Source organism: Oceanicaulis sp., assembly GCF_051859625.1.
Classification (GTDB): Bacteria; Pseudomonadota; Alphaproteobacteria; order Caulobacterales; family Maricaulaceae; genus Oceanicaulis.
This window is the reverse complement of record NZ_JBHYFH010000001.1, coordinates 1,869,866-1,895,439: the sequence shown is the minus strand read 5'-3', so window position 1 is coordinate 1,895,439 and position 25,574 is coordinate 1,869,866. Positions and strand designations below refer to the sequence as shown.

The following is a 25,574-nucleotide window of genomic DNA, read 5'->3' as shown; positions in this document are numbered from 1 at the left end:
GCGTAGGGGATCAATGCACGATGCAACACAGAGAATTTCTTGTGGGGAGTCACAATGTTACGTTACTTAATAACGTCGAGCTTGGCCGCGCTGGCGATGACCGCCTGCAGCCAGCCCGCCAATACGCCAGCCGCGGAAGAGCAAGCAGAAGCCGCGCCTTCGCAAACGCAAGCCAGCAGCGCCTATCCGGCGCACCAGCCGAGCGACGCAGCCATCACCGAAGCGGATTTCGCTTATCGGATCTCGGCCCTGGCCGATGACCGGTTTGAAGGCCGCGGCCCGGCCTCTGAACATGGCGAGCAGGCGGCGACCTGGATCGCCGAAGAGATGGACGCAGTCGGCCTTGAGCCCGCAGGCGAAGAGGGCTGGTTCCAGCCGGTGCCGCTGATTGAATCCACCCTGGATGAAAGCGCATCGAGCTTTGACATCAGCATTGATGGCGAGGCCATGGGCCTTCAGACCAATGTGGACGTGGTTTTCTGGTCCCAGAACCCTGAAGAACAAGTCAGCCTGGACGCGTCCGAGCTGGTGTTCGTGGGCTATGGCGTGGTTGCGCCCGAATATGGCTGGAATGATTATGAAGGCGTGGACGTCACCGGCAAGACGGTGGTCATCCTGATCAATGATCCGGGCTTCGCAGACCCTGACGCCGGCTGGTTCAACGGCTCGGCCATGACCTATTACGGCCGCTGGACGTATAAATACGAAGAAGCCGCCCGCCAGGGCGCGGAAGGCGCGATCATCGTCCACCAGACCGCCCCGGCCGCCTATCCCTGGGGCACCGTGCAATCAAGCTGGACCGGGCCGCAGTTCACCCTGGCCTCCTCCGCCGGTCAGGAACGCGCCGACGTTCAAGCCTGGATCACAGAGGACAAGGCCGTTGAGCTGTTCTCAGCGCTCGATCTCGATTTCGCAGAGCTGAGCCAAGCCGCTGTCAGCCCTGATTTCACGCCTGTGGATATGGGCCGAGCGACGATGAGCGCGTCCCTCACCAACTCGCTGCGCACCCTGACCTCCAACAATGTGGCCGGTCAGGTCATGGGCTCAGAGCGACCGGACGAATACGTGCTGTTCATGGCCCATTGGGACCATATCGGCGTGCGTCTGAACTTCTCTGGCGACGACCAGATCTATAATGGCGCCATCGACAACGCCACCGGCGTCACCGCCATGCTGGAGCTGGCGGAAGCCTACGCCAAATCCGACACCCCGCCGGAGCGGTCCGTGATCTTCGTGGCGGTCACCGCCGAGGAGCAAGGCCTTCTGGGGTCGGAATACTACGCCCAGAACCCGCTGGTCCCGCTGGACCAGACCGTGGGCGGCTTCAACTTTGACGGCATCCTGCCCATTGGCCGCACCGAAGACATCGTGGTGATCGGCTATGGCGCATCCGAGCTGGAAGACCTGCTGCGCACCGAAGCGGAAGCGGACGGCATGTATCTCAGCCCCGATCCGAACCCGGAAGCGGGCTATTTCTACCGTTCCGACCACGTCACGCTCGCCCGTCGCGGCGTGCCGATGCTGTATGCGGATTCCGGCTCTGTCGCTGAAGAGGGCGGCGCGGAGTATGGCGCGCAGATCGAGGCCGCCTATCGCCTGCAGGCCTATCACAAGCCGGCGGACGAGTTTGACCCGAACTGGGATATGAGCGGCTTCGTGCAGTCCACCGAGCTGGTCTACCGCGTCTCGCGCCGCCTCACCGACTCTGAGGACTGGCCGAACTGGTATGAGGACAACGAGTTCCGCGCCATCCGCGATGCGATGATGGATGAGTAGGCAGTTCTAGACGCCGACAGCAGAAAGCCGGGCGGTCCTCCGCCCGGCTTTTTTATTTGCGCTGCAGCGCTTTAGCGGGTCAGGCGCAGGCGGTTGATGTCGGCGGCGATGGAGGAAAACGCCTCGGCGATGTCGAGATTTTCCACCTGATAATAGTTCTGGGGCTTGTTGGCGCAGTTGCGCATCAGATCGCGATTGGTGTCGCCGCTCAGCTGGAAGGCGATGGTGTAGATCTGCACGCCGTTCTCTTCGGCGACGTCACAAGCCTCGGCCATGTTCTCACGCGCCTGACGCGCCGAGTAAATCTCATAGCTGCGCGTGCCGGTCCGGCTACGGCCACGCCAGTCGTAATAGGTATACTCTTCGGTCCGGTATTGCGCCGTGGCCTCACCGTCGGTCATCACGACGAGGATCTTGATCGTATCACGATCCGCATAGGAGGCTGGACGATCGGAGAAACTACCGCCCAGTTGCCCGCGCCAGGCCGGGTCCAGCGCCCGAGCGCCCCACATTGTCGCCACGTCGAGACCGGTATTGCCACTGGCGCGCAGGGAGTTGATCAGGCCGCGCAAACGCCCCTCATTCTGGGAGAGGAATTCAGATTCCATATTGCTGCGCGGGCAGAACGACGAGTGATTATTGTTCCACTGGATATCGCCATTGTACTCCGTGTACGCCATCTGCCGGTAAGGCAGCTCCATCTCGATCGGATAATCTGTTCCCATATCGACACAGCCTGACCGGCGTCGCTCATTATTGCGCCCGTCAATCAGATCGTCATTCACATCGCTTGGCGTGCGCACGCCGCCATTATAGGGAATGACAGAGATCGACGTGCGTTCCGCCGCATCTGCCGCCAGCACAATTTCCACAAACTCGTTCGCCGCATCGATCAGCGCATTGATCTTGCTGCCGCCCATGGAGCCCGACACGTCGAGCACCAGGGAAATCTCCACATCGCGCACCTGTTCGATAGCTTCGGAGAAGTGTTCCAGAGTGAGAGAGTTGATGCCGACCAGGCCCAGTATGGTGGTCGGCATGGAAACGCTGGCGGTCGCGGTCACGATGCGTGAATTGAGCGAGATGTCCGCATTCACATCCAGCTGAAGGCTCCCCAGCAATTGCGGATGATCTTCCAGCGCGGCTTCCACATAGGCGCGCACCACATCAGCAGGGGCGCGATCCTGGGTCAGGGACGCCGCCGCCAAGGCGCCGGAATCCAATGCGCTTTGCAGTTCAGAGCTGACCGTGGCGCTACGTGAATAATCGAGCGCGCCGCCCACCGCCGTCACCAGAACGCCCGAGCACAGCGCCATGATGATGGCCACATTGCCGCGGCGGTCCGAAGACCAGCGAGAAAGAAAACTCAGGAGCGCCTGCATCTGAACGCCTTCGCCAAAACCGTTCCAAGCCGGAACATGCGAAGGTGGAGCTTGCAACAAACAGACCAAAAACCAGTTAAAACAATGGTTTATGAAAGATTAACGACTCTAGCGCGCCAGACGCAGGCTGTTGAGGTCCGCCGCAATGGCGTTAAAGGCGGAGGAAATGTCCAGGCTCTCGACCTGGTAATAGTTCTCGGTCTTGCTGGCGCATTCGCGCATCAAGGTGCGGTTGGTGGAGCCTGAAACCTGAAAGGCGATGGTGTAAATGTGCACGCCCGCGGTTTCCGCGTCGTCACACGCCGCTTCCATGTTCGCGCGCGCCGTAGCGGCGCTGTAAAGTTCGTAAGTGTACCAGTCGCCTTGCCAGTTTTGCGCCCGCCGATACTGGGCGGTGGCTGCGCCGTCCGTCATCACCACCAGAACTTTCATCGTGGATGTATCGTCATAGGCGGCCGGACGATCCGAAAAATCTCCGCCCAGACGCCCGCGCCAGACAGGATCGAGGGCCCGCGCGCCCCAGGCCGTCGCCAGATCAAGTCCGGTGTTCCCGCCCGCACTGAGCCCTTCGATCAGATCCAGCAAGACCGAACGGGTCTGCTCTAAAAACACCGTGGCCTCAGATTGATCCGGGCAGAATGAAGACGACCGCCAGCCGCGCTGGTCGCGATCCTGCCAGTCCAGCCAGTCATAACCATCAGACGCCAACTCCATCTCGACCGGGTCTGCGACCCCCAGCTCGATGCAGCCGCTATCATTGGGCGTGCCGGGCAACAGATCATTGGTGACCGTCGCCGGCAAGCGCACGCCGCCATTATAGGGGATGACGGACAGGCTGGTCAGGCCGTCCAGATCAGGGTCCATCATCAGAAGGACGAACTCTTCGGCGGCGTCGCGCAAAGCGGAAATCTTGGAGCCGCCCATGGAGCCTGAAATATCAAGCACCAGCGAAATCTCCAGATTGCGCACCCGCTCATTGGCTTCAGAGGTACGGTTGAGCGTCAGCGCGTCATACCCGATCAGCCCCAGCATCAAAGTGGGCACGCTGATCACGGCGTCCGCCGTCACCTCGCGTGAATTGATCGCCGTGTCCGAGCTGACCTGAACGTTCAGTCGCTCCAGCACGCCATTGTGTTCTGACAAGGCGGCGGTGATGTAATTGCGCACGACCGTTTCAGGGTCTTCGCCCTGGGTCAGAGACGCCGCCGCCAGGGTGCCGGCGTCCATCGCCGACTGGATTTCCGAGCCGATGGTGAAGGTGCGTGAATAATCCAGCGCCCCGCCGACGCTGACGACCATGGGCGCCAGCAGCATGGCGAACATCATCGCCACATTGCCGCGGGCATCACCCCAGAATTTCGCCAGCCGACAGCGCATCACCAGACCCTTCGCTGCGCCCTTGCGCAAAACGGATCCAGACTTCGCTCATCCCTGTTAAAACATTGAAAAGAAACAGGGTGAACGCCGCGTTCACCCTGTCCTAATTCAAGGCGTTAGCCCTTGGCGAAAAAGCCTTTGAGCGCGCGCGCCGCCTGACGGATACGCTGTTCGTTCTCCACCACGGCCAGGCGCACATGGCTGTCGCCGCGCTCGCCAAAGCCCAACCCCGGCGCCACCGCCACATCGGTCTCTTCCAGCAGCTTCTTGGCGAACTCCACAGAGCCCAGATGCGCGAAGCTTTCAGGGATCGGCGCCCAGGCGAACATGGTCGCGGGCGGGGTCGGGATGTGGAAGCCGGCGCGGCCAAAGCTCTCCACCAGCACGTCCCGGCGTTTTTTATAGGTCTCGCGCGCTTGCACCACATGATCCTGCGGCCCGTCGAGCGCCGCCACCGCCGCGATCTGGATCGGGGTGAACGCGCCATAATCGAGATAGGATTTCACCCGTTTCAGCGCATCCACCAGACGCGCAGAGCCCGCCGCAAAGCCCATCCGCCAGCCCGGCATGGAATAGGTTTTGGACATGGAGGTGAACTCCACCGCCACATCCTTGGCGCCCTCGACCTCGAGGATGGAGGGCGGCGGATTGCCGTCAAAATAGATCTCGGAATACGCAAGGTCGGAGATGAGAACGAGATCGTTCTCTTTCGCGATCCGCACCGCTTCCTTGTAAAAATCCAGATCGACCACCTGCGCGGTGGGGTTGGACGGGAAGTTCAGCACCAGCGCCGAGGGGGCCGGAATCGAGCGGCGGCAGGCATGCACCGCCTCGCGCAGGAAATCCTCAGGGTCCTTGAACCCCACCGGACGCACCGCAGCGCCCGCGATCAGAAAGCCGAACATGTGTATGGGATAGGAGGGGTCGGGCACCAGGATCACATCGCCCGGCGCCGTGATCGCCTGAGCGAGGTTGGCGAGGCCCTCCTTCGAGCCCAGAGTCACGCAGACTTCAGTGTCGGGGTTCAGCCCCACATCGAACCGGCGCTCATAATAGCGCGCCAGCGCCTTGCGAAGCGACGGCACGCCCTGGCTGGCGGAATAGCGGTGCGCGCGCGGATCGGCGGCGACTTCGGCGAGCTTGGCGATGATGTGCGGGGCGGGGGCGAGGTCAGGATTGCCCATGCCGAAATCAATGACGTCGCGGCCCTCGGAACGATAGGCCTGCTTCATGCGGTTCACTTCCGCAAACACGTAAGGCGGCAAACGCCGCTCGCGGTAAAATTCTTCGTCGTGGGACATCGGTCAAATCGCCCTGCTGTACTGCAACATGCAGCCTACTCCGCCCGCCCCTGAGGGCGTCAATGGGGCGCAGCTGTGGCGATGTGCAGAAATGCACGGACAAAATCACGCAAATCCGGATTTGGCGACTAAAACGCCCCGCCCGCGGGCCGCGTATCGCGCAAGGCGCGCTGACGTCGCCGCTGATCCGGCATCAACTCATCGAGCAAACGATGAAAGCGCGGCGAGTGATCCATCACCAGAAGATGGCACGCTTCGTGGGCGCAAACATAATCAATCAGCCCTTCGGGATAGGCGATCAGGCGCGCATTCATGCGGATCGAGCCGTCAGACGAGCATGACCCCCAGCGCGCCTTCTGTTCGCGCACGCTCACTTTCGGCCGCTTCGCGCCCAGCGCCTCGGCATAGGTCTCAAGCTTGGGCGTCATCAGATCGAGCGCCTCACGCTTGCGCCAGCGTTTCAGCGCGGCCAGCACCGCCTTGCGGCTTTCGGCAGGGTCGAGATGGCGGTCCACGCAAACGACCACCGCCTCCGCCTCGCGCATCACCGTGCTGCGCGCTTTGTCATGGGGGCGCACGGTCAGGCGCAACTCCTCGCCCAGCCAACCGATCATTTCGCCGTCCACGCCTTTCAGCGCCGGCGGCGTACGCGCTTGCCGTCGCTCCAGCCGGTCGATCACCCAGGACGCTTTCTCGCGCACGACGGCGTCCGCCTCGCGCACGCTCACGCGTACGGGCAAAGTCACCGTCAGGCCGTCCTCGCTGACTTTCAGACCGATCGTCTTGCGCCGGGCCGAGCGTTTGAGCGTGTACATCAGCGCCCGGTCGGCCAGCTCGATCTGGCGCATCTGCATGTCCGGCCCGGCCATGCTGGCGACCGCCTAAGCCGTGCGCGGCGCGGTCAACGCCACATAATGAAGCCCCAGCAGCATCACCGCCCCGCCCACATAGAGCCCGGCGAAGGGCGCATAGCCCACCTGCCCGACGATCAGCGCCATCACGGCCATGACCAGCCCGTACACCGCCAGCGCCAGAACCACGATCCGGCCCAGCGCGCGATCTTCCGCGCCGCGCCAGCGCGCCCGCGAGGTCCAGGTCAGAACCGGCAACACCACAAGTGCAAGGCCCAGCGCCAGATAGGCCGGCAAACCCGCGCCCGCGAGCGCGCCTTGGGCCACAAGCCCGCCCGCGCCCGCCAGCATCATCAGAACGCCCCAGACCAGGGGATGATTGATACGTTTCAACATGGAAATGAGCTTAGAGCGTGTCGTCAGACCACGCCAGATGAGGCGTTGGTCGCAGATGGGGAAAAGACGTAGGAGAAACGCCCGCATCCCGTCCTACTCGCTCGAGCGCACCGCGATCCGGTCCTGGGCGCGATCAAGCACGCCTTGGGAAAGCCCGGCCCAGAGCGGCCCCTCAAGGCGGGTTTCGATGATCTCGGCCATGGTCGAGCCCGTGGGCTCCAGATCCTCGATATAGATGATCATCAGCTCTTCGCGCGCGGTGTCGGGGTCCAGCAGATGCTTCATCGTCGCGTTGATCGTCTCCGCCGGCAGGGTGTAGCCCGCCTCGGCCAGCACGGCGCGCATCATGGCGTTATCCGAGCCGGGCTCGGGCGCATCGCTCGCGCCCTCTCCGAAACGGGCCCGAACAAAGAATTCGGCCTCGCCCAGCATGCGCGTTTCCAGATCCGAGCGGTGAAAGTCATAGCTCGCCTCGGGCCGGTTCGGCAGATAGGCCTCAAACTGGATCCAGTAGAGCCGGTCCACGATCCGGTCGGCGTCCGCCTCCACAAACAGATGCATCTCTGCATCCACAACATCATAGAGCGCCCAGCGCCGCCCGCCCGCATAGACCGCGGTCTCGGGCAGCTCAATGCGAGCGTCGGGCTGATAGGGCGAGGAGAGTTTAGCGCCTTCAGCCTGACGCATGGGCGCGGGCCAGGGCGTGTCGCAGTCAGTGGCGGCGCACGCCTGCAGGGCGAAGGTCAAAGCCATGGCGCTGAAGATCATGGGATGGTCCGATGCTGTTCAAGGATCGTAGATACAACCGTCAGCAGACCGGACAGGCTCAGCCAAAGCCAATGAAACATTGGTAAGATCAGGGGTGTGGGGCTCGGGTCAGAACCGGTTCAGCTTGCGCCCGGATACTTTCGCGCCATCACCGCCAAACCCGCAAAGCCGACCAGACCGCCCAGTTGCAGGCTGATGCCGATGACGGCAGGGCCGAAGAGCACGGCGGCGATCACGACGCTGACCAGCGCCGTCGCGAGCGCGGCGAGGCTGGTGCGGGTCCGCCAGAGGGTGGGCGCCGCGCGCCAGCGCTCACGATTGATGAAGCCGACCCCGATCAGCGCTGCGGTGCCGAGAAATGGCCCGAGCAGCGCGCTCCAGTGCGTCGTCACCAGAAGACCCGCCGAGGCGGTCCAGGCGAGACCGATGACGAGCAAAGCCGCCGCCAGCCAGTAAGGGGTCTGCAAAAGGCGTGTCATGGCCAGAGCCTAGGCGGGTTTAAGCCCCGCTTCCAGTGCGGAGGAGTCCGCCAGCGCGCCCATCGCCCAGACGCTGGCGAAGCCCAGAACCAGTTCGATCCCGAATGCAGCGAGCAAGCTGGCATCGGGCATGCCGTCAATGGCGATAGAGACCAAGCGCCCCAGCGCCCAGCCGAGCAGAATGAGGGCGCTCACTCCGCTCGCCGCTCTCATCCAGAGCCCCAAGGCGGCTGAAGCCAGCACAGACCCGCCGCCCAGGGCCAAGGCGCCGCCAGGCGCGCGCAACTCGCTGAGCAGATTGGGATCAAGGCTGAGCGTCACCCCGTTCAGCGCAAACATGGCGTGCGGGTCGGAGATCAGCATCACCCCGATCCCTGTCAGCACCACGCCGTTGATCCCCAGCAGCGCGCGAATAATCCCGTGTGTGTTCATGGCGTTTCTCCTGTCCAAAAGCCGGGAGGAGATTGCGTTCGCCGCTGCGAACAGGCCATGCTCGCCCGTCCGAGAAAATTGACCCTCCGTCCGGGGCTTTCATGAGCACGCCCAACACAGACCCTCGCCCCCGGCCCGATCCGCTGACGGCTCTGCTCGATCAGCTGAGACTGACAGGGACCTTGTATTGCCAGACCGACATGGCGGCGCCCTGGGGCATCGCCCTGCCCGCGTTTGAGGGTTTGACCCTGATCGCCATCGTCCTCGACGGCGCCTGTCAGCTGCAGCTGGAAGGCGAAGCGCCTGTGCGTCTTGAGGCGGGCGATCTGGCGCTCGTCCCCAATGGCGCGCGCCATGATCTTTTCAGCGATGGGGACGCTGAAATGGTCCCGCTGGACAAGCTGGACGTGACGCCGCTGAGCCAGAGATACGAAACCCTGACGCTGGACGGCCCCGGCCCGCGAGCGCGGATCACCTATGGCGTGGTGCGCTTTGATCAGGTGCTGGGCGCGCAATTAATGGCGCATTTGCCCAGGCTGATCGTCTCAAAAGGCGCGCAAGACGAAGACAGCTGGATCACCTCGACGCTGGCGATCATCGCGCGGGAATCCGAACAGCTCTCACCGGGCGGCGAAGCGGTGATCACGCGATTGACCGATGTGCTGGTGATCCAGCTGGTCCGCAGCTGGCTCGCGACCGAAACCCGCGCGCAGACCGGCTGGCTGGCCGCCCTGCGCGATCCGCATCTGGGCCGCGCCCTCACCGCGCTTCCTGACCAGCCGCAACGCGACTGGACATTAGAGGCGCTCGCGCGCGAAGCCGGACTGTCGCGCTCGGTCTTCGCCGCGCGCTTCACCGAACAGCTGGGCCAGTCCGCCATCAGCTATCTGACCCGATGGCGGCTCCTCCTCGCCCGCCGCGCCCTGTCTGACAGCTCCGCTTCGATGATCGAAATCGCCGAAACCGCGGGCTACAGCTCTGAAGCCGCGTTCAGTCGCGCCTTCAAACGCCAGTTCGGACACGCCCCCGGCGCCGTGCGGCGGGACGCTGATCCCGCCTAAGCGCGTTTCTCCTGCGCTTCCATGCCCGTGGCGGGCGGGAAGGGGACGACATGGCGGATGGCGGTTTTGCGGGTCTCCCAATCGTTGAGGATCGCGGCGGCGTGCAGGCTGCCGGTGGCGGCGTAATGATCCTCGATCAGGGCGCGGCAGCGGGCCTCGGCCTCGCCCGCCAGCACGTGAACGCCGACGCTTTCAGGGTTGAGGCGCGGTTCCAGCCGGTTGGCTTCATCGAGCACGAAGGCTTCCCCCCCGGTCATGCCGGCGGCGAAATTGTCGCCGACCTTGCCGAGGATCACCGCGACGCCGCCGGTCATGTATTCACAGCCATTGGCGCCGCAGCCCTCGACCACCACGGTCGCGCCGGAGTTTCGAACCGCAAAGCGCTGACCCGCCCCGCCCGCGGCGAACAGCCGACCGGAGGTGGCGCCATACAGCACGGTGTTGCCGATGATGGAATCGCCGGGGCGATGTTCCTTGCAACCGCCAAAGGGACGAATGGCGATCGTGGCGCCCGACAGGCCCTTGCCCACATAATCATTGGCGTCGCCCTCAAGCTCGATCCGCAAGCCCGTGGCCGAGAACGCGCCGAGCGATTGCCCCGCCGAGCCGCGCAGACGCAGGGTGAGCTGGCCGTCTTCGAGCCCGTCCGGACCGAAGGTGCGCACGATTTCAGAGGACACCCGCGCGCCCACGGCGCGGTCGGTATTTTTCACGTCATAGACAAGCTGCATCTTCTCACGACGTGAGAAGACCGGCTCGGCGTCTTTCAGGATCTGCTCATCGAGCGCCGGAGACACCGGATTGCGCTGGGTGCGGGTCGAGCGCGGCGGCCGCGCCTGCGGGTCCACGCGCACCAGAAGCGGGTTGAGATCAAGATCATCAAGATGATCCGCGCCGCGGCTGACCTGGTCGAGCAAATCCGCCCGGCCGATCACGTCTTCCAGACGCTCCGCGCCGAGGCCAGCGAGAATCTCGCGGGTGTCGCGGGCGATGAAGGTCATCAGATTGACCACGTGGTCGGCCAGCCCTGAGAAGCGCTTTCTCAGCTCTTCATCCTGGGTGCACACACCCACCGGACAGGTGTTGGAATGGCACTGGCGCACCATCAGGCAGCCCAGCGCCACGAGCGAGGTGGTGCCCACCCCGAACTCTTCCGCGCCCAGCATGGCGGCGATCACCACGTCGCGCCCGGTGCGGATGCCGCCATCCGCGCGCAGGGTGACGCGTTCGCGCAGACCGTTGAGCGACAAGACCTGATGGGCTTCAGAGAGGCCCAGCTCCAAAGGCGCGCCGGCGAACTTGATCGAGGTTTGCGGGCTGGCGCCCGTGCCCCCGACGCTGCCGGAAATCAGGATGATGTCGGCATGGGCTTTCGCCACGCCCGCCGCCACCGCGCCCACGCCCGCCGCCGAGACGAGCTTCACGCACACGCGCGCAATGGGGTTGATCTGCTTGAGGTCGTAGATCAGCTGGGCGAGATCCTCGATCGAATAGATGTCATGGTGGGGCGGCGGGCTGATCAGCGTCGCGCCCGGCGTCGCATGCCGCATCTTGGCGATGAAACCGGTGACCTTGAAGCCGGGCAATTGCCCGCCCTCGCCGGGCTTGGCGCCCTGGGCGACCTTGATCTCGATCTCGCGGCACTGGTTGAGATATTCCGCCGTGACGCCGAACCGGCCGGACGCAACCTGTTTGACCGCCGAGTTCATGTTGTCGCCATTGGGCATCGGGTGATAGCGCGCGGGGTCTTCCCCGCCTTCGCCCGAGACGGACTTGGCGCCGATCCGGTTCATGGCGACGTTCAGCGCGCCATGGGCTTCCTGGCTCAAGGCGCCGAGCGACATACCCGGCGTGACGAAGCGCTGGCGAATCTCGTTCACGCTTTCACAGCGCGACAAATCCACCGGCGTGCTCACGGGCCGCGGCTCCAGCAGATCGCGCAGCTGGATGGGTTGGTCCTCATGATTGAGTTTCACCACATAGGCGCGATAGGCGTCGTAATCCTCGTTCCGGACGGCCTTTTGCAACAGGCTGATCGAGGTTGCTTCCAGCGCATGGGCCTCGCCCGAGCTGCGCTGGCGATAGAACCCGCCCACCGGCAGGCGCACGGCGTCGTCATGCCGCCAGGCCCAGCGATGCAGTTCTGCGAGCTTTGATTCAAGCCCTGCCAGGCCAATGCCGGAAATGCGGCTGGTCACCCCGCCCAGATATTCGCTCGCCACGGCGCGGCTCAGGCCCAGCACTTCGAAATTGCAGCCGCCGCGATAAGAGCTGACGACGGAAATGCCCATCTTGGACATGATCTTCAGAAGCCCCGCATCAAACGCGGTCTTCATGTTCTTCGCCTTCTGCTCTGGGCTCATCCCCGACAGAGTGCGTTCGGTGCGCGCGGCCACGGTTTCAAACGCCAGATACGGGTTCACCGTGGTGGCCCCAAGGCCCACCAGCACCGCCAGCGCATGCGGATCGGTGACTTCAGAGGTGCGGGCGTTGAGCGAACAATAGGTGCGCAGACCCTGGCGGGTCAGATGCGTGTGCACCGCCCCCACCGCCAGCGCCATCGGCACAGGCGCAAAGCGCTCGTTCTGGCGCTCATCGGTCAGGATCAGGTGTTGGGCGCCGCCTTCGCTGACCGCCGCCTCGGCTTCAGCGCGAATACGATCAAGCGCCGCTTTCAACCCCGAGCCGGAGCCCGTGGCGTCAGCCGCCGGCAAGGTCACGTCAATCAGCGCGACCCCCTCGCCCAGAATGGCGCGCAGGCGATCATACATGCCGTTGGTCAGAACCGGAGAATTCAGCACGAAGACATCGGTCTGCGCCGCGTCTTCCTCCAGCACATTGCCGAGATTCTTGAACCGTGTTTTCAGGCTCATCACCCGGCCTTCGCGCAGCGGGTCGATGGGCGGGTTGGTGACCTGAGAGAAGTTCTGCCGGAAATAATGGCTGATCGGACGATAGCGGTTGGACAGCACCGCCAGCGGGCTGTCATCGCCCATCGAGCCGATGGCCTCCTTGGCGTCTTCGGCCATGGGCGAGAGGATGATCTCGATCTCTTCCATCGTCATGCCGGCGGCGGCCTGACGGCGGGCGCGTTCGGCGTCTTCAAACAGAAGCGGCTCAGGGCCGGGGCCGACCTCGGACTCGATCTCGCGGACGTTTTTCAGCCAGTCTTCATAAGGATGCTTGGCGGCGAGCTGATCAAGCATTTCGGTTTCGCGCAGGAATCCGCCCTCGGCCAGATCCACCGCGATCAGGCGCCCGGGCGCCACGGCGCCGCGTTCGATGACGCGCGCAGGCTCAAGCTCGGCCATTCCGGTTTCCGACCCCACGGTCAGAAGCCCGTCCTCAGACAGGCTCCAACGCAGCGGACGCAGACCGTTGCGATCGAGCCCTGCAATCGCCCAGCGACCGTCACACGCGATCACGGCGGCCGGCCCGTCCCAGGGCTCCATCACCGAATTGCAATACTCGTACAGCCCGCGCCAGGACCCGGGCATGATCTCGCCGCGTTTCGACCAGGCTTCGGGAATCAGAAGCGTTTTCGCCATGGGCGCCGAACGGCCCGCCCGCACTAAAATCTCAAACACCTCGTCCAGCGCCGCGGAATCCGACGCGCCGGGGCTGATCACCGGGCGGACAACATCCTCGGCGTCCTTGAACGCGGAATGCGCCATGAGGATTTCATGGCTCTGCATCCAGTTTCGATTGCCCTTCAGCGTATTGATCTCGCCATTATGGGCGAGCATGCGGAAAGGCTGGGCCAGCTTCCATTCGGGGAAGGTGTTCGTTGAATAGCGCTGATGGAAGATCGCAAAGGGCGACACGAAACGCGCATCGCGCAGATCGGGGTAGAACTGGTCAATGGCCTCGGCCAGGAACATGCCCTTATAGACCACGTCGCGTGCGGACAGCGAGCAAACATAAAGCTCCGGCACGGCCTCGGCGCGGGCGCGCTGCTCGATCCGGCGGCGCACCAGATAGAGCGTGCGTTCCAGCTCGTCCACGTTCCGGTCGGTCGCGTCCTCAAACAAAATCTGCTCGATCGCCGGACGCGTCGCAGCCGCCTTGGCCCCGAGACAGGACGGATCAACCGGCACCTGACGCCAGCCAAACAGGCGCAAGCCCGCGCGCAGCACTTCGGTCTCGACGATGGTGCGGCCCTTTTCCTGGGCGCCAAAATCGGTGCGCGGCAGGAAGACCATGCCCACGCCGATGGCGTGATCGCTGGGCTCGTGCCCGGTGCGGGCCACCGCCGCCTTGAAGAAATCCTGCGCGATCCCCAGACGCAGACCGGCGCCGTCGCCGGTCTTGCCGTCCGCATCCACAGCGCCGCGATGCCAGACCGCCTTCAGGGCTTTCAGGCCCAGCTCCACGGTTTCGCGGCGCGGTTCACCTTTGATGTCGGCGATCAGGCCGACGCCGCAGGCGGAGCGCTCGCTCTCAAGCTCATACGCGCCGGCGTCGATCAGGCGCTGGCGTTCGGTCAGATAATCAAACTGGCTCATTCGGCAGGCTCCGCAATCGGCTGCGCCTGCGCTGTGCGCGCGCCCGCCATCAGATCGGCATGGATGGTTTCAGCAGCGTCCAGGCCGTCTTTCACAGCCCAGACCACCAGGGAGGCGCCGCGCACGGCGTCGCCGCCCGCATACACGCCCGGCAGAGAGGTGCGGCTGCGATCGGTCACGCGGATCGCCCCGCGCGGGTTGAGCTCCAGCCCCTCCGCACCCAGGGTCTGTGGGAAGTTTTCCGGCTCGAACCCCAAAGCCGCGATCACCATGTCGGCGGCGCGGTCTTCTTCCTGACCGGCCATCGCCACCGGACGACGGCGGCCCGAGGCGTCAGGCGCGCCGAGGGTCATTTTCTGGATGCGTACGCCGGAGGCGGTTTCCGCATCGCCAAGAATGGCGGCGGGGGCGCTGAGCCAGTCAAACATCGCGCCCTCTTCCTCGGCGTGGACCACTTCACGGGCCGAGCCGGGCATGTTCACGCGGTCGCGGCGATACAGGCACGCCACGCTGTCCGCGCCCTGCCGGATGGCGGTGCGCACGCAATCCATGGCGGTGTCCCCGCCCCCGATCACCAGAACGCGCTTGCCGCTGGCGTTCAGGCGGCCGCCCTGTCCGCTCTCATCGCCGAAACCCGCCTTGTTGGAGGCGGTGAGATAATCGAGCGCCGGAACGAGGCCGCGTCCGCCGCCGCCAGGACAGGTCAGGGCCCGGGCCGCATAGGCGCCGGCGGCCACGTAGACCGCGTCATGGCGGGATCGAAGTTCGGTCAGGCTGGCGTCCCGGCCCACTTCGAAATTGAGCTTGAACACCACCCCGCCCTCTTCCAGACGCTGGGTGCGGCGCTCGACCACGGATTTATCGAGTTTGAAATTGGGAATGCCGTAGATCAGCAAGCCGCCGGCGCGGTCCTGCCGCTCATAGATCGTGACCTCGTGGCCATGCTGGGCGAGCCGTTCCGCAGCGGACAAACCCGCAGGGCCCGAGCCGATGATACCCACGGACAGACCGGTCTTGCGCGCAGGGCGGATCGGTTTGACCCAGCCATTTTTCCACGCGGTTTCCGTGATGAAAGTCTCCACCGAGCCGATGGTGACCGCGCCATGACCGGATTGCTCGATCACGCAGGCGCCTTCGCACAACCGGTCCTGAGGACAGATCCGGCCACAGACTTCAGGCATGGCGGAGGTGGCGGAGGAGCGTTCATACGCTTCTTCCAGACGCCCTTCGGCGACCAGCATCAGCCAGTCGGGAATGTCATTGTGCAACGGGCAACCCGATTGGCAGAACGGGACGCCGCATTGCGAACAGCGTTCGGCCTGCGCCTCACCCTGCTCCAGGCTGAAAGGCGCATAGATCTCGTCAAAGTCGGTCCGGCGCTCGTCTGCGGATCGTTTGTCCGGATAGCGCTGGTCCGTACTTGTAAACTTAAGCACAGCCGTCTCCTCATGCATGTCCGCGGCGTCTTTATGGCGCTCTTTGTCCGGACCTTCTTGCTGCATTGCATCATGAGACAGCCCGTCAGCGCAAGCGTGAGCCCGTTCAATCGAGCGTCTATCGCTTCAGATTCCAATGAAACAAGGGCGTTTACACCTGATAAACTTTTGACAGTTGCGCCCTCCGGATCGCCGTTGACACTCATTCGCAAGAATGACTATATTAGTTGCGAATGATTTGCGTACACACTCGCAACCCGCATCACGGATCAGCTCCATGTATGTCTGCCTTTGCAATGCGCTGAAATGCACCCAGTTCAAAGACGCCGCCAAGAACGGCGCCGGTGATGTGCCCAGCGCCTTCAAGGCGTGCGGCGCGAAGCCTCGCTGTGGCCGGTGCTTTGAAGAAGCGGCGCGCGTGATGGGGCATGACCGCGGGGAAGCGGCGGGAGCTGCGGCCTGATCTCGGCCTATTCGGCTGGCAGGGGCGCCGCCTGACGCTCAAGCTTGTCCGCACGATCAGCCAGCAGGGCCAAAGACAAGGGCTGCACCAGCGGCAGTCGGGTCAGCAAGGGCGCAATGAACGGCCCGCTATACCAACGCACGCCCAGCTCTTTCAGCACCATGAAACTGGTTCGCCGCGCAACGGCGGCGGCATAGGTGTCAGCCCCCTGACGCGCGGCGCGAGCAACCAGTTGCGCCAGTTTGTCATGCAGCTCTGATCCGATGGGCGAGCCGCGGGTCAGATCCTTCATGGCGCCGCCGAACGCCTGAACGCCGCACCCTTCATAACATTCAATCTCGAACTCCAGCGTATGACACTGGACCAGACATTTGATCTTCAGCGTCCGCAATGTGCCTGTGATTTCCTGCAGTCGGCTGATGGGCGCGCCGTCCGGCGTTCCGTCGATCCGGATCGTGACCGCCTTGTGCAAATGCTCGGGCAAGGCCCTCAGCCGGGCGTAGTATTCCTGCCTGTCATGAGGGTCGACCAGAGTGCGGTAATGCGGCGTCAGGCAGACGGCGGCGGAATGCCCTTTCGCCCAACACGCCTCAAGCGCGTCCAGCACCAGCATCTGAACGTCAAAATCGCGCTGCGCCGTCACATGCGCCTCAAACGGATATTCATGCCGGTGACCGAACCGCAAGACGCCACCGACATTTCGGACCGGCAGGCAAAACGATGAGATCAAGGCTTGGCGCGTCAGGTCATAGACCGGCTCATAGGCCACACGGGTTCGCAGGGTTTCAGGATGAAGCGCCTGTTCTTCCTTCTGACCTTCTGTATCGCCCGGCTTTGTGTCTGACACCTGATTGACGCCCTGGGCGGCGAAAAAGGCGGCCAGCTCGGTCTGGTCGAGCCGGAGCGCCCGGGAGCTGACCTTGAGCTTGCGGAAAATCTCGTCGCCTACGTAAAACCGGTTGAGCTCTTCAGAGATCCAGGCGGCTTGCGCTTCGGCTGCATTGGCCCGCTCGGTGTCAAAGATGACCAGAAAGCCTTCATCACACCGGAACAACGTATCACTGGGCTGCAATCGGCGCGCGATGAACGCTTCGCTGACATCGAAGATCTTTGACTTGAGATCCTCCCAGCGGCTGCCGGCTACATTCTTGATCAAGTCCAGATTGATGATCTGGAACTGCCCCAGCGCCACACTTTTCGAGCCGCGCAGCTGGTCTCGAATAGAGGCCAGGACATCTGCCGGTCTCGGCATCCGCTTCCTCCTCATCCTCAATCCATGCTGACAGCACGTCTTGCGATGCTCCACGAGTTTTCATTCTCATCGTGAAGAAAGACTGATGCATAGGAACGGCGGAAAGCGCGCAGTGCGACTTAGTTTCAGTCACGAAGATAATCCGTGCAAACCCCTTCCCTCACAGGCCGAACACGCTAACTTCGGGACCCGAATTCAACACGATGGAGACAGCCATGAAGGGCGACCCCAAGGTTATCGAGCACCTGAACAAGGCGCTGCGCCTGGAACTGACCACGGTCAACCAGTATTTCCTTCATGCGCGCATGTTCAAGGATTGGGGCTTCGCGAAGATCGCCAAGGTCGAGTACGAAGAATCCATCGATGAGATGAAGCATGCAGACGCGCTGATCGAGCGCATCCTGTTTCTCGAAGGCCTGCCGAACGTACAGGATCTGGGCAAGGTGCTGATCGGCGAAACCCTCAAGGAATGCCTGGAATGCGACCTTGAAGCGGAGCGCCGCGCGCATCCGGTCTACAAGGACGCCATCGCGTATTGCGAACAGGTCGGCGATTACGGCAGCCGTCAGCTGTTTGATGAAATCCTGAAATCGGAAGAAGAGCATATCGACTATCTCGAAACCCAGCTCGGGCTGATCGAGAAAGTGGGCGAAGCGCGCTATATGCAGAGCCAGATGTCGCCCGGCGAGATGAGCTGAGGCCGCCATTCAATCCAGACGCTGAAACGCCGCCCCTCGGGCGGCGTTTTTGTTTTCTGACCCCTTTTCAGGGGCCAAAAGTCGATCTCACAGCCCAGCGCGCTTGCCCCCTACGGCCACAGCCGCTATCAGAGTGAAACAATATAACACTCGGGTGTCCCGCTTCCGTGTCTGCCGCTTATCTCCTCACACTCAGCCTTGGGCTGACCGCCGCGCTTGTCTGTGCGTTGGCGCTGGTGCTGGTGCATCGCGCCAGCGGTTTCACGCGCGCGAACGCGCCCCTGTTCGCCGCATTCTCGGGCGGCGTGGTGGTGACCCTGGCGCTGGTGCGGCTGATCCCCGAAGCGCTGGTCCTGCATCCCTATGCGGGATGGCTGGTGCTCGCCGGGTTCGGCTTCGGACTGGTGCTGCACGTCCTGGTGGGCGCCACCATGCAAACGCAGACAAGCGCCGGACGCATGCGGGCGCTGGCGCCCGTTCTGGCGATCGCCGTGCATTCCACCCTGGACGGGACCGTCTACGCCGTCACCTCCGCGATTGATCCCTACACGGCGATCAGCACGGCGACGGGTCTGATCCTGCACGAAATGCCGGAGACGCTCATCTGTTTCTTGCTGCTTCAACGCGGCGGCTTTTCTGACCGCGCCGCGACCGTGCTGGCGTTTCTGGCGGCGGGCGCGACCACCCTTTTGTCCGCCGTCATTTCAGGTCCGTTCGCCCTGAGCGTTGATCCAGCCCTGCTGGGCATGTTGTTCGCGGTGGTCGCGGGCCTGCTGCTGCAGGTGGGCGCCTCGCATCTTTTGGGCGAAACCGCGCAGGCGGGCTGGCTCAAGGGCTTGAGCGCCGTCTTCGCCGGCGCCGCTGTCGCAGCGCTCATGACGCTTGGCCATTCAGATGGTCATTCGCATGCGCCCCATGGACACGCCGCGTCGAACCTGCCTGACTTTCGCCATTCCCAGTCCCAAGGAGACCGCTGATGCGTTTGGGTATCGCCTGCCTCACCGCCTGCCTTCTGTCTTCAACCGCTCTCGCGCAAAGCGCGGACCCGATGCGCCAGCTCGGCGCGCATGTGCATGGCGCCGCCCAGCTGGCGGTCGCCGCAGACGCTGACGGCGCGGTGCTGGCCGAACTGACGACGCCCGCCTTTAATCTGTATGTGTTCGAGCACGCCCCCGAAACGCCTGAAGACCGGGCCGTGGTCGCACAAGCGGCGCGCACGCTGGCGGAACCTTCGATGATCGGCCTGTCGCGCGCTGCAAGATGTGAGCTGACCGGAACGCAGGTGGGCGGCGGCCCGGCCGAAGCATCCGACGAACATGAGCATGAGCACGAGCACGAGCATGAAGCGGATCATGAGCACATGCATGAGGATGCCTCCGCCCACCATGATCATAATGACCACCATGACCATCATGATGACCACGATCACCATGACCATGGGGACCATGACGATCACAATGACCATTCCGGTCACGGCCATGCCGATGTGGTGGTGAGCTGGACGTTTGAGTGCGCCCGCCCCGAGCGCCTCTCAGAAGTGGATCTGTCAGGCCTGTTTGCCGCGTTCAACCAGTTTGAAACGCTGGAAGTTCAGTATTTTGACGGCGCACGCGCCGCGGCCCAGGATCTCACTCCGGCCCGCCCGGTCCTGCGGCTGGACTAGGACGCGCACTCTTTTCAGCCTCGTAACTTGCGCTTCAGCATTAGCGAGCGCATTTTGCGGGGCATGATGCGCAATCTTCTTCTCTCCGCCTTTCTGGCTGGCGCCGCGCTGACCGGCGCGACCACAGCCTTCGCCGCAGACCGCGCCGAGGCGCAGTCCACCCCTGAGTTCCTGGACCTGTCCTGGGCTGATCTCTTGCCCGAGGGCGAAGCCGAGCGCATCGCCCAGCTGCAACAGATGCAGGCGGTGCAGAATGGCATGGACCATTTCGGCGCCGAACGGATGCCCCAGGTTCAGACCTTCAACACGGTGACCGCGCTGGACGGTCAGATCGTGCGTCTGGGCGGTTACGTCCTGCCGTTTGACTTTACCGGTTCGCAGGAAATCAGCCGCTTCTTGCTTGTGCCCTATGTGGGCGCCTGCATTCACGTCCCGCCGCCGCCGCCCAACCAGCTGGTCTATGTGCATGCTGAAGAGCCCATCCGCATTCAGGGCTTATGGGACCCGGTCTACGTCAAAGGCGTGATGCACACCGACCGCCATGACAATGACCTGGGCGACACCGCCTATACGATCGAGCTGACTGAACTGCTGCCGTACGAGAGCTAGGACGCACTATTTCGTGTGCGCTTGTCCTAATTTCGGCGCCGTCTCGAACAGTTCCGGACACAGAGTTTCGCGAACGTGTATTGGCTGAGCTGCACGCTCTTTGCGTGTACCAGCTTGGGGCTCGTCTTGCGTGTACCAGCGCGGCACACAATCGTCAGAGGGGGGCGATCGAAGCCTGCGCGACCGCTCGGCGGGTCCCACCCGCGCCCGTGCCTTCATGAAGCGACGGGCCGGTCCCTCCAGTACAGCGTCACGGGCGTTCCGCTCAGGTCCGCCGTTTCCGCACGCCCGAAGCCCAGCTTCTCCGCCACCCGGATCGACGCTGTGTTCTGGTCCTGGATAATCGCGCAGGTCAGCGGCGCCTTGAGCACGTCATCCGCCCAGCCCATCACCGCCTGCATGGCTTCGGTCGCATAACCGCGGCCATGAAAGGCCGGTGAAATGACATAGCCGGCGTCCGGCACGCCTTCGATGGAAGGGGTCATGTCGCGTTTGAAATCAGCCAGACCGGCCTGCCCCACAAAGCGGCCGGTTTCGCGCTCGATCACGGTCCAATAGCCATAGCCCAGCAAGGCCCAGAGCCCCGGAAAGCGTAGCAGCCGCGCCCAGCTGTCGCTGCGGCTCGACGGCTTGCCGCTGATATAGCGCACGACGTTTTCATCACCCCAGAGCGCCGCGCTGGGCTCAAAATCCTCATAGAGCGTCTCGCGCAGGATCAGACGATCCGTCGTCAATGTCGGGCAAGCGGTCGCGGCCATAGAGGTCAGCTCCGGGATTGGCGGAAGGTGAAGAGGAGGACAAGCGGAATCACCCAGGGGAAGATCCGTTCGAACGGATCGCCGGCCACACCGGACAGACGCGACAGAAGCGCCGGAAGACCGCCCATGGACGCGCCATCCACCTGCCCGAAGACGTAAAACACCACAGTCAGCGCAAAACCGGTCAGGATCGAGGCCAGAATCGCCAGCCCTCGCGGCTCCACCGAGCAGACGCGCATCAGGATGACGGGGCCGAAGGCCGCGCCCAGCGCCGACCAGGAAAACAGCACCCGGTCAAAGATCGAAGCGGGCAGGCTGAGGGTGAGAGCCACCGCCAGCGCGCAGAGACCGGACATCACCGAGCGGCTGATCAGCATTTCGCGGCCCGGGAAACGCTGCGCCAGCCCCAGATCATTCACCGCCGCCGCCGAGGCCGCGATCAGCAGCGAATCCACAGTGCTCATCACTGCAGACAAGACGGCCGCGATGACGATCCCCGCCAACACTGCCGGCAAGACCATCGCGGCGATCTGGTAAAACAACGCCTCGCCGTCCGCGGCGTCCATGACGAGCGCCCGTCCAGACAGCGCCAGGATCGCCATGCCGGCGTGGACGATCACCCCCCAGCCGATGGCGATCGCGAAGCCGCGCTTGCGGGCCTTGTCGTCACGCACCGCCATCAGACGCGCCAGCAAATGCGGCTGGCCCAGCGCGCCCAGCCCGATTGAGGCGAGCCCGGTCGCAAAGCCGATAAAGGCGAACAGGCCGCGCCCGCCCATGGGATCAAGATAGGCGGCGGGCATGGTTGCGGACAACGTCGTCCAGACACCATCAATCCCGCCAGCACTGATCAAGGCCAGCAGCGGCAACACTACAGAGATCACCGCCATCACGCCCGCTTGCAGGGTGTCGGTCAGCGACACCGCCCAGAACCCGCCCATCAGCGCATAAATCAGGATCACCCAGGCGCCCAGCAACACGCCTTCCCAATGACTGATGTTGAACTGGCTCTCAAACGCGATCGCCGCGGCGCCGAACTGGGCGGCGATGTAGACCATGAAGGTGAGCAGCACGAGCAAACCCGCCAGGCTTCGCACCCAGACTTTCCAGCGTCCCGCGCCCGCCGCCATATAATCGCTGGCGGTGATGAGTTTGTCCTGTGCGGACGCGGCGCGCAGGCGCGGACCGAAAAACAGCCAGATGACCGCATAGGCGCCCAGAATGCCCGGCACCATCCAGAGGGCGGACACCCCCTGATCATAGACAAAACCGGTATAGCCCAGCAGCACCCAGGCCGAAGAGGTGGAGGCGGCGTAGGACAGGCCCGCCACCCACGGCCCCATCTTGCGGCCGCCCAGAAAGAAGTCGGTTTCATCATGGGTGAAGCGCGACGCCAGCACCCCGATCGAAATCAGCCCCAGCTTGTAAGCGATCAGTGTGATCAACACGACGCCGGCGGTCGATCCTAGGTCATCCATGCACATCCCCCATGCCTGCTCACCAACTATGCAAACTCAAAGCGCTGGCGCACAGCCCCTTTCTGCGCCGCAAGCGTACAGACAAAACTGGACAAGCGCCTAACCGGTCCAGCAAATGACCCGATCTGATTGCACTCACTCCCTGTCAGGCGTTCTCCATGCCGCTTTCCTCGTCTTCGCGCCCGCAAATCCCCGGCGTCGTCGTGCTGGCGGTCAGCGCCGCCATTCTGGGATTCGCGTCCATTCTGGTGAAAGCGTCAGACCTTGGCCCGCAAGCCATCGCGTTCTGGCGTTTGTCGCTGGGATTGCCGCTGCTCGCGGCGCTGCTGGGCCGACGCCTCTGGGCGAGGCGACGCGCGGGCGAACCCCTCCAGCTCAAGCCGCCGGGCTGGCGCGCCCTGGCGCTGGCGGGCGTGTTCTTTGCCGGCGATCTCGCCTTCTGGCACGCCGGAATCAAGATCACCACCGCCGCCAACGCGACCTTGCTGGCCAATCTGACGCCCATTCTGGTGGCGATCGCCGCCTGGTTCCTGTTTCAGGAACGTCCCACGCGCGGCATGTTCATGGCGGGCGTGCTGGCGATTTTAGGCGCGGTGTGCCTGGCGGGCGGCAATGTGCGCTTCGCCCCCGAACGGGTCAGCGGCGACATTCTCTCCGCCCTCACCGCCGTCTGGTACACCGGATATATTCTCAGCATCCGCGCGGCGCGCAAGGCGGGCGCAGCGACCGTGGAGGTGATGTTCTGGTCCGCCTTTGTGGGCGCGCCCATCGCGCTTCTGGTGGCGACAGGATTCAGTGAACCGCTCTTGCCGCCGGACCTGTCAGGCTGGTGGCCGCTGCTGGCGCTGGCGCTGATCGTCCATGTGGGCGGTCAGGGCGGGGTCGCCTACGGGCTGGGCCACACGCCCGCCGCCCTCGCCACCTTGATCATCCTGATCCAGCCCGTGGTCTCCGCCTTCGCAGGATGGGTTTTGTTCGGCGAAGCCTTCACACCGCTGCAATGGATCGGCGCCGCGCTGGTGATGGTCGGCGTTTACGCCGCACAACGCGCTGGCGTTCAAGTCTCGACCCCGGGCGCAGGCGCGGCTAAACCCGACCCATGACCGACACCGCTGCTTCCGCCTCCGCCCGCGCCCCAGGCGCCTCGTCCACGCCCAAGACCGGCGACGATCCGTTCCGCGCTTTGGGCGGCCCGCTGATCCGCGACATCTGGTATGTGGCGATGACGTCTGACGAGCTGAAGGCGGGCAAGCTCTACAAGAAAAAATTCCTGAGCGAACCCATCGTCATGGGACGCGACGGGCGCGGCGCCCCCTTTGCCCTGCGCGATTTATGTCCGCACCGGGCCGTGCCGCTGTCTTCAGGCCAGATGCTGGACGAGCCCGATGGCGGCAAGACCGTGGAATGTCCGTATCATGGCTGGCGCTTCCGCACGGATGGCGGCTGTGCGCACATCCCGTCTCTGGTGGAGGGGCAGCCCTTTGATCTAAGCAAGATCCAGGTGCGCAAATACGCCCTGCGCGAACAGGACGGGCTGGTCTGGATCTATATGCCCACCGACCCGGCGGGCGAACCCGACAACGAGCCGCCGCGCTTTGAAAACATGGTGCTCCACAAGGGCCAGAGCGAAGGCAGGGTGAAGTTCGTCCAGCGCGCCGAGCTGGCCTGCCATCAGGACCACGCCGTGATCGGCCTGCTCGACCCGGCCCATACGCCCTTCGTGCACAAGAGCCCGCTCTGGCGCAGCTCCAAGACCCTGAAGGAAAAAGAGAAGCATTACGCGCCCAGCGAAATGGGCTTCACCATGCTCTCTCACAAGCCGGTCAATTCCTACATTTACAACATTATCGGCGGCGAAATCCGCGTGGAGATTCAGTTCCTGCTGCCCGGCCTGCGCTCGGAATCCATCCGCAACGAGAAGTACGGCTTCATCGGGTTGGCGGCGATCACGCCGATTGACGAAAATCTGTGTGAAATCCGCGAGATCATGTACTGGGACGTGCCGATCCTGAACCTGGTCAAGCTGATCGCCCGTCCCTTCACCCATGCTTTCCTGCAGCAGGACGCCCGGATCATGAAGCTCCAGGGCGAAGGCCTGTCCTATGATCCGCCGCTGATGCAGATTCCGGACGCGGACACCTTGATGGTCTGGTATCGGCGGCTGAAACGCGAGTGGATGAGCGCGAAAGCGGAAGGCCGGGCGTTCAAGAACCCCGTCAAACCCGCCGTCCTGCGCTGGAGAACCTAGAGGCGTCTAGCGCGTCAGGATTCCCTCGATCACCAGGCGGACCCGGTCTTCCAGAGACACCATGGGGCGGTCTTCGAATTCGCTGCGGCGTTTCGCGCGCATTGCTCCCAGAAATTGATCGCTGAGCACCGCAATAATCGTGTCAGGGTTGGCATCCTGTCGCAATTCGCCAGAGGCGATGCCGGATTCAATCACGCGCCGGATAGGGCGCCAGGCCAGTTCCATCTGATCAAATGCAGCTTGATAAGTGGGATCCGCCACCATCCAGCTATGACCGACAGCGGCGGCGAACAGCTCGCTATTGCGCGACTGCGCTTCGAGCATGATCTGCAGCAAAGCGATGATCCGATCCGCCAAACCGCCCGATAGCGCAGCTTCCATCTGCTCGACGGATTCTGCAATGATCTCGACTTCATTGCTCAAAATCGCCATGAGCAGAGCGGCTTTTGAAGGTTCGGCGTTCAGCACGGTGCCCGGAGACACGCCGGCTTCATCGGCGATGGCCTTGATGGTCGCCCCTTCATATCCTTGAGACAGGAAGACTTTTTCAGCCGCTTCAAGTACTGCGGCCTTCGTCGCTTCACGCCTCATATCGCGGCGCGTTACGCGGCCTCCGGCAAGATCACGCATCTCTCTAGTCC

The 25,574-nt window shown here is 63.6% G+C and carries 23 protein-coding genes; 9 read left to right on the top strand and 14 right to left on the bottom strand.

Features of this window, described 5'->3' with window-relative positions; all coding sequences use genetic code 11:
- Positions 1-54 precede the first annotated feature (54 nt).
- The gene (locus tag ACTIGF_RS08980; protein WP_439636536.1) at positions 55-1,776 is read left to right on the top strand and encodes a M28 family metallopeptidase; all 1,722 of its coding nucleotides are present in this window, start codon (positions 55-57) and stop codon (positions 1,774-1,776) included.
- Positions 1,777-1,847: 71 nt separating this feature from the next.
- On the opposite strand, the gene ACTIGF_RS08975 is transcribed toward ACTIGF_RS08980, so the two are convergent.
- The 8 genes from ACTIGF_RS08975 to ACTIGF_RS08940 all read right to left on the bottom strand — a co-directional run bounded on the left by ACTIGF_RS08975 (position 1,848) and on the right by ACTIGF_RS08940 (position 8,762).
- A complete protein-coding gene (locus ACTIGF_RS08975) occupies positions 1,848-3,158 on the bottom strand; it encodes a pilus assembly protein TadG-related protein (protein ID WP_439636535.1) in 1,311 nt (436 codons plus the stop codon).
- Positions 3,159-3,266: 108 nt separating this feature from the next.
- On the bottom strand, positions 3,267-4,535 hold the full coding sequence (locus tag ACTIGF_RS08970; RefSeq protein ID WP_439636534.1) for a pilus assembly protein TadG-related protein: 1,269 nt from the start codon (positions 4,533-4,535) through the stop codon (positions 3,267-3,269).
- Positions 4,536-4,651: 116 nt separating this feature from the next.
- Positions 4,652-5,836: an LL-diaminopimelate aminotransferase gene (locus tag ACTIGF_RS08965; protein ID WP_439636533.1), complete on the bottom strand. Its 1,185-nt coding sequence runs from the start codon at positions 5,834-5,836 to the stop codon at positions 4,652-4,654.
- 128 nt (positions 5,837-5,964) lie between these two features.
- Positions 5,965-6,705, bottom strand: a complete 741-nt coding sequence (locus ACTIGF_RS08960) for a M48 family metallopeptidase (RefSeq protein ID WP_439636532.1) — start codon at positions 6,703-6,705, stop codon at positions 5,965-5,967.
- Positions 6,706-6,717: 12 nt separating this feature from the next.
- Entirely contained in the window at positions 6,718-7,083 is a 366-nt protein-coding gene (locus ACTIGF_RS08955) for a hypothetical protein (protein ID WP_439636531.1), read from the bottom strand.
- Between the two features lie 93 nt (positions 7,084-7,176).
- Positions 7,177-7,851, bottom strand: a complete 675-nt coding sequence (locus tag ACTIGF_RS08950) for a hypothetical protein (RefSeq protein ID WP_439636530.1) — start codon at positions 7,849-7,851, stop codon at positions 7,177-7,179.
- Positions 7,852-7,970: 119 nt separating this feature from the next.
- Complete coding sequence (locus ACTIGF_RS08945) at positions 7,971-8,330, bottom strand: hypothetical protein (protein ID WP_439636529.1); 360 nt, start codon at positions 8,328-8,330, stop codon at positions 7,971-7,973.
- 9 nt (positions 8,331-8,339) lie between these two features.
- Positions 8,340-8,762, bottom strand: a complete 423-nt coding sequence (locus ACTIGF_RS08940) for a DUF4345 domain-containing protein (RefSeq protein ID WP_439636528.1) — start codon at positions 8,760-8,762, stop codon at positions 8,340-8,342.
- A gap of 101 nt (positions 8,763-8,863) precedes the next feature.
- Between ACTIGF_RS08940 and ACTIGF_RS08935 the strand changes: the two genes are divergently transcribed.
- Complete coding sequence (locus tag ACTIGF_RS08935) at positions 8,864-9,823, top strand: AraC family transcriptional regulator (protein ID WP_439636527.1); 960 nt, start codon at positions 8,864-8,866, stop codon at positions 9,821-9,823.
- On the opposite strand, the gene gltB is transcribed toward ACTIGF_RS08935, so the two are convergent.
- Complete coding sequence (gene gltB / locus ACTIGF_RS08930; RefSeq protein WP_439636526.1) at positions 9,820-14,328, bottom strand: glutamate synthase large subunit; 4,509 nt, start codon at positions 14,326-14,328, stop codon at positions 9,820-9,822. The two genes, ACTIGF_RS08935 and gltB, sit on opposite strands and share 4 nt — an antisense overlap.
- Positions 14,325-15,782, bottom strand: a complete 1,458-nt coding sequence (locus ACTIGF_RS08925) for an NAD(P)-dependent oxidoreductase (protein WP_439636661.1) — start codon at positions 15,780-15,782, stop codon at positions 14,325-14,327. Before ACTIGF_RS08925 ends, gltB begins: the two co-directional genes overlap by 4 nt.
- A gap of 259 nt (positions 15,783-16,041) precedes the next feature.
- Between ACTIGF_RS08925 and ACTIGF_RS08920 the strand changes: the two genes are divergently transcribed.
- Positions 16,042-16,227, top strand: a complete 186-nt coding sequence (locus tag ACTIGF_RS08920; protein WP_439636525.1) for a (2Fe-2S)-binding protein — start codon at positions 16,042-16,044, stop codon at positions 16,225-16,227.
- A gap of 7 nt (positions 16,228-16,234) precedes the next feature.
- Here the strand turns inward: ACTIGF_RS08920 and ACTIGF_RS08915 are convergent, their stop codons facing one another.
- On the bottom strand, positions 16,235-17,479 hold the full coding sequence (locus ACTIGF_RS08915; protein WP_439636524.1) for a hypothetical protein: 1,245 nt from the start codon (positions 17,477-17,479) through the stop codon (positions 16,235-16,237).
- A 215-nt stretch (positions 17,480-17,694) separates the two neighbouring features.
- Here ACTIGF_RS08915 and bfr point away from each other — a divergent pair, with 215 nt between their 5' ends.
- From bfr to ACTIGF_RS08895, 4 genes are all read left to right on the top strand, one after another.
- Positions 17,695-18,177: a bacterioferritin gene (bfr, locus tag ACTIGF_RS08910; protein WP_439636523.1), complete on the top strand. Its 483-nt coding sequence runs from the start codon at positions 17,695-17,697 to the stop codon at positions 18,175-18,177.
- Between the two features lie 167 nt (positions 18,178-18,344).
- Positions 18,345-19,154, top strand: a complete 810-nt coding sequence (locus ACTIGF_RS08905) for a ZIP family metal transporter (protein ID WP_439636522.1) — start codon at positions 18,345-18,347, stop codon at positions 19,152-19,154.
- Positions 19,154-19,840, top strand: a complete 687-nt coding sequence (locus tag ACTIGF_RS08900) for a ZrgA family zinc uptake protein (protein ID WP_439636521.1) — start codon at positions 19,154-19,156, stop codon at positions 19,838-19,840. The genes ACTIGF_RS08905 and ACTIGF_RS08900 overlap by 1 nt, the downstream gene beginning before the upstream one ends.
- Positions 19,841-19,903: 63 nt before the next feature.
- Positions 19,904-20,449, top strand: coding sequence for a DUF3299 domain-containing protein (locus ACTIGF_RS08895; RefSeq protein ID WP_439636520.1), 546 nt, complete (start codon positions 19,904-19,906; stop codon positions 20,447-20,449).
- A 215-nt stretch (positions 20,450-20,664) separates the two neighbouring features.
- Here the strand turns inward: ACTIGF_RS08895 and ACTIGF_RS08890 are convergent, their stop codons facing one another.
- Together ACTIGF_RS08890 and ACTIGF_RS08885 are read right to left on the bottom strand one after the other, a co-directional pair.
- Entirely contained in the window at positions 20,665-21,207 is a 543-nt protein-coding gene (locus tag ACTIGF_RS08890; protein ID WP_439636519.1) for a GNAT family N-acetyltransferase, read from the bottom strand.
- Between the two features lie 5 nt (positions 21,208-21,212).
- On the bottom strand, positions 21,213-22,685 hold the full coding sequence (locus tag ACTIGF_RS08885; RefSeq protein ID WP_439636518.1) for a sodium/proline symporter: 1,473 nt from the start codon (positions 22,683-22,685) through the stop codon (positions 21,213-21,215).
- A 158-nt stretch (positions 22,686-22,843) separates the two neighbouring features.
- Between ACTIGF_RS08885 and ACTIGF_RS08880 the strand changes: the two genes are divergently transcribed.
- Both ACTIGF_RS08880 and ACTIGF_RS08875 read left to right on the top strand, forming a co-directional pair.
- Entirely contained in the window at positions 22,844-23,788 is a 945-nt protein-coding gene (locus ACTIGF_RS08880; protein WP_439636517.1) for a DMT family transporter, read from the top strand.
- Positions 23,785-24,933, top strand: coding sequence for a Rieske 2Fe-2S domain-containing protein (locus ACTIGF_RS08875; protein ID WP_439636516.1), 1,149 nt, complete (start codon positions 23,785-23,787; stop codon positions 24,931-24,933). The genes ACTIGF_RS08880 and ACTIGF_RS08875 overlap by 4 nt, the downstream gene beginning before the upstream one ends.
- Positions 24,934-24,939: 6 nt before the next feature.
- Here ACTIGF_RS08875 and ACTIGF_RS08870 read toward each other — a convergent pair whose 3' ends face one another.
- Positions 24,940-25,563: a TetR/AcrR family transcriptional regulator gene (locus tag ACTIGF_RS08870; RefSeq protein WP_439636515.1), complete on the bottom strand. Its 624-nt coding sequence runs from the start codon at positions 25,561-25,563 to the stop codon at positions 24,940-24,942.
- Positions 25,564-25,574: the final 11 nt, after the last annotated feature.